General features: G+C 29.9%; 4 protein-coding genes. All 4 read left to right on the top strand.

Going from position 1 to position 3,701, the window contains the following annotated elements; genetic code table 11:
- On the top strand, nt 1-471 hold a 471-nt coding region (locus ACH2BO_RS14070), incomplete at its 5' end, for a glycoside hydrolase family 88 protein (protein ID WP_395045367.1).
- A gap of 5 nt (nt 472-476) precedes the next feature.
- Nucleotides 477-1,574 carry a glycosyltransferase family 4 protein gene (locus ACH2BO_RS14065; protein ID WP_395045366.1) on the top strand — a complete coding sequence of 366 codons (1,098 nt, stop codon included), beginning with the start codon at nt 477-479 and terminating at the stop codon, nt 1,572-1,574.
- A complete protein-coding gene (locus ACH2BO_RS14060) occupies nt 1,571-2,689 on the top strand; it encodes a glycosyltransferase family 4 protein (protein WP_395045365.1) in 1,119 nt (372 codons plus the stop codon). The genes ACH2BO_RS14065 and ACH2BO_RS14060 overlap by 4 nt, the downstream gene beginning before the upstream one ends.
- Before the next feature lie 340 nt (nt 2,690-3,029).
- On the top strand, nt 3,030-3,701 hold a 672-nt coding region (locus ACH2BO_RS14055; protein WP_395045364.1), incomplete at its 3' end, for an RCC1 domain-containing protein.

The following is a 3,701-nucleotide window of genomic DNA, read 5'->3' as shown; positions in this document are numbered from 1 at the left end:
TGTCATACTTATAATATCGAAACTAAACTTCCAGTTGGATTATTTGGTTGGGGAAGAGGTTTGGGTTGGTATGCCATTGGACTTATAGATTCGTGGTTGACCTTACCAAACGAAAATCAAAATAAAAAAATCTTAGAGCAAAGTGTAGTTTCATTTGCTAAAATGGCACTGCAATTTCAAAACCAAAACGGCAGTTGGTCTTGGATAGTTCTAGACAATACTTCAAGAATGGATTCATCAACAACAGCAACATTAGCATGGTTTTTAGTAAATGCAGCACAAATTAATGCTATTTCAGAAAGTTGTACTATTGCAAAAGAAAAAGCAATTCATTATTTAATGACAGTAACTCGCAGAGATGGAGCAATAGATTTTTCGCAAGGCGATACCAAAGCCATTGGTGTTCACTCGCAAGAATTTGATGTTTTGCCTTTTACACAAGGATTTGCTTTAAGAACATTGTATAAATAATTTTTTTGAAAAAACTACTTTACATAACAAACGGAATAAATGGTGCTGCTGGTTTAGAGCGAGTTTTATCTGTAAAAGCCAGTTATCTTGCCGATAAGTTAAATTATGAAGTTCATATTCTTACTTTAAATAACGGAAATACTAATTTGTTTTATGAGTTTAGCGATAAAATTATACATCATAATATACAAGTTTCTGGAAACCCAATACACTATGTAAAAAGTTATTTGTCTGGAATTAAATCAATTGTAAAACAATTAAATCCAAACATAATTTTGGTTTGCGACGATGGTTTAAAAGCATTTTTCTTGCCTTTGTTTTTATCTAAAAAAATACCACTAATTTATGAAAGACATGTTTCTAAAAATATTGTTTTTGCTCAAAATTCTGGAATAATAGATAAATTAAAAGCCAATATTCAATTTGGTTTGATGAATTTTTTAGCTCCGAAATTCAAAAAATTCGTTGTTTTAACAGAGGAAAATCGAAAAGAATGGAAAAGTAAAAATGTGGTTGTAATTTCTAATCCACTTTCTTTTTATCCCAACGAAAATTCTAGTTTACAAAACAAAAAAGTTATTGCAGTAGGAAAACAATCGCATCAAAAAGGATATGATAGATTGTTGCAAAGTTGGAAAATTGTTATTGAGAAACATCCAGATTGGCAATTAGAAATCTATGGAAAATTTGATGCAAATCAAAAACTAGATGAATTAGCAACCCAACTTGAAATAAAAAATAATATTCTTTTTTTTGAACCAATTGCCAACATTGAGCAAAAATATTTAGAAAGTTCAATCTATGCAATGTCATCAAGATATGAAGGTTTCGGAATGGTTTTGATTGAAGCAATGGCTTGTGGAGTTCCTTGTGTTTCATTCAATTGTCCTTATGGACCAAGTGATATTATTGAAGATAAAATAGATGGTTTTCTAGTTAATAATGATGATTACAAAGCGTTTGCCAACAAATTAATTTTATTAATAGAAAATAAAGAACTGCGAGATATGATGGGAAAAAATGCAAAAGAAAATGTAAAAAGATTTTTGCCAGAAGTAATTTTGCAACAATGGGATGAACTATTTAAAAGTTTAATAAAATGAAAATTGTTTTTTCGACAGATCAAATATATAACCATGGCGGACTCGAAAAAGTTATGGCAGAAAAAGCCAATTATTTTGTAGAGCAATTTGGATATGAAGTTTCTATAATTACCACAGAACAATACCATTATAAAGCTTGTTATAAATTGAATGATAAAATTCAAATTCTTGATTTGGAAGTAAATTATGATAGAGATAAAAGTTATTTTCATTTTGATAACATAAAAAAAATTCCTTATCATTTTTCGCAATGGAAAAAAGCAATCAATTCAATACATCCAGATGTACTTATTGTGTGCAACCAATCCTTCGATTTTTATTGGACACCATTTGTTAAAACTAAAATTAAGAAACTAAAAGAATACCATTCTACAGCATACAATTTAAATAACCAACGCAAAAATGCTAGTTTTTTTCAAAAAATAAAATTTGTCATCAATGATTACATCGAATCTAAATTTGACAAACTAATTTTACTGAATAATGATGAAAAGCAATTTTATAAATCTAACAATATTGTTGTAATTCCCAATCCAATTCAATTATCAGATAAAACTGCTTTATTAAATAATAAAATTGCAATTGCTGCAGGAAGAATTGCACCAGTAAAAGGATTTGAAAGTTTAATAAAAGCATGGAAAGCAGTAGTAAAAGAAAATAAAGAGTGGCAATTGCATATTTATGGCGATGGAGAAATAGAATATCTATTCACTTTGGAAGAACTAATAAACCAAAGAAAAATTAGTAAAAGTATTACTATTAGACCAGCAATTTCAAATTTACAAGACGCAATGTTAGCATCGTCAATGTATGTAATGTCGTCGTTAAACGAATGTTTTCCTATGGTTTTATTAGAATCATTATCTATAGGATTACCAATTGTATCTTTTGATTGCCCAACAGGACCAAGAAACATAATTACCAATAACGAAGATGGTTTTTTAGTACAAGACCAAAACATTCAACAATTATCAGAAAAAATTGTGTTTTTGATTCGCAATTTTGACATACGTAAAGAAATGGGAACCAACGCCAAGAAGAACTCCATAAAATTTGAAAAAGAGACAGTGATGATGCAATGGAAAGTGTTGTTTAATAATTTAAAAGAAGAATAATTTAAAGTCTTTTATTCTTATTGCTTTGGATAAAATCATTACTTTACGTCAGTTCGAGTGTTTTTTGTGCAGTAAAACGGAACAAAAAATGTATCGAGAACCGTTTACTAATAAAATTTTTCTTGTTCTCTATAAGATTCTTGATAAAAATGACTCAAGCTGAAAAAAATTATCAATAAAAACTAATAGTAGCCAACAGTTTTCTTTTTTATAGTATTAAATGGAGCTTTTTAAAGAAAACCAATAATAAATTTAACACATTATATACTATTAAAAATAAATTGTAATTTATTTTTTTGTTACGCAATTTATTGTAAATTAGTGCTTTAAATAATGCACTATGAAAAAACTACTATTTTCAATAATAACATTCTCTTTTTTTAATTCTTTCTCACAATGCATAACATCTTTTAGCGCAGGTGGTTTTAGTACTGCAATTATTAGAAGCGATGGTTCGATGTACACCGCAGGAAGAAACGATTATGGGCAGCAAGGTGACGGCACCAATTTGCAAACGTTGCCATTAGTTTTTAAACCAATGAATAGTGACACCGATTGGAGTAAAATTGTTCGTGGCGCTCATTCTTTAGCGATTAAAACCAATGGCACGTTATGGACTTGGGGTTATAATAATTATGGACAAATTGGCAACGGAAATACGGTAAATCAATTATCGCCATACCAAGTTGGTACCGATACCGATTGGGTTGAAGTTGGCAATGGTACAGCTAGTTCTTATGCTATAAAAGCCAATGGTACACTATGGTCTTGGGGCAGAAACGATTATGGGCAATTAGGTAATGGCACTTACAACAACAACATGAGTATTTTGCAAATGGGTACCGATACTGATTGGGCAAAAATAAAATCTAATACTTATAGCTGTATTGCTTTAAAAACTAATGGCACTTTATGGTCTTGGGGTGATAACAGTGCAGGACAACTAGGTTTGGGCACATTAGGTTACAATGGACAACAAACTTTAGGAGTACCTACACCACAACAAATTGGC

This window comes from Flavobacterium sp., assembly GCF_043773265.1.
Taxonomy (GTDB): domain Bacteria; phylum Bacteroidota; class Bacteroidia; order Flavobacteriales; family Flavobacteriaceae; genus Flavobacterium.
This window is presented reverse-complemented; position numbering and strand designations above follow the sequence as displayed.

Excerpts from the sequence above, each read along its gene's own strand:
- ACH2BO_RS14060 (WP_395045365.1), top strand. The coding sequence starts at position 1,571 with ATGAAAATTGTTTTTTCGACAGATCAAATATATAACCATGGCGGACTC.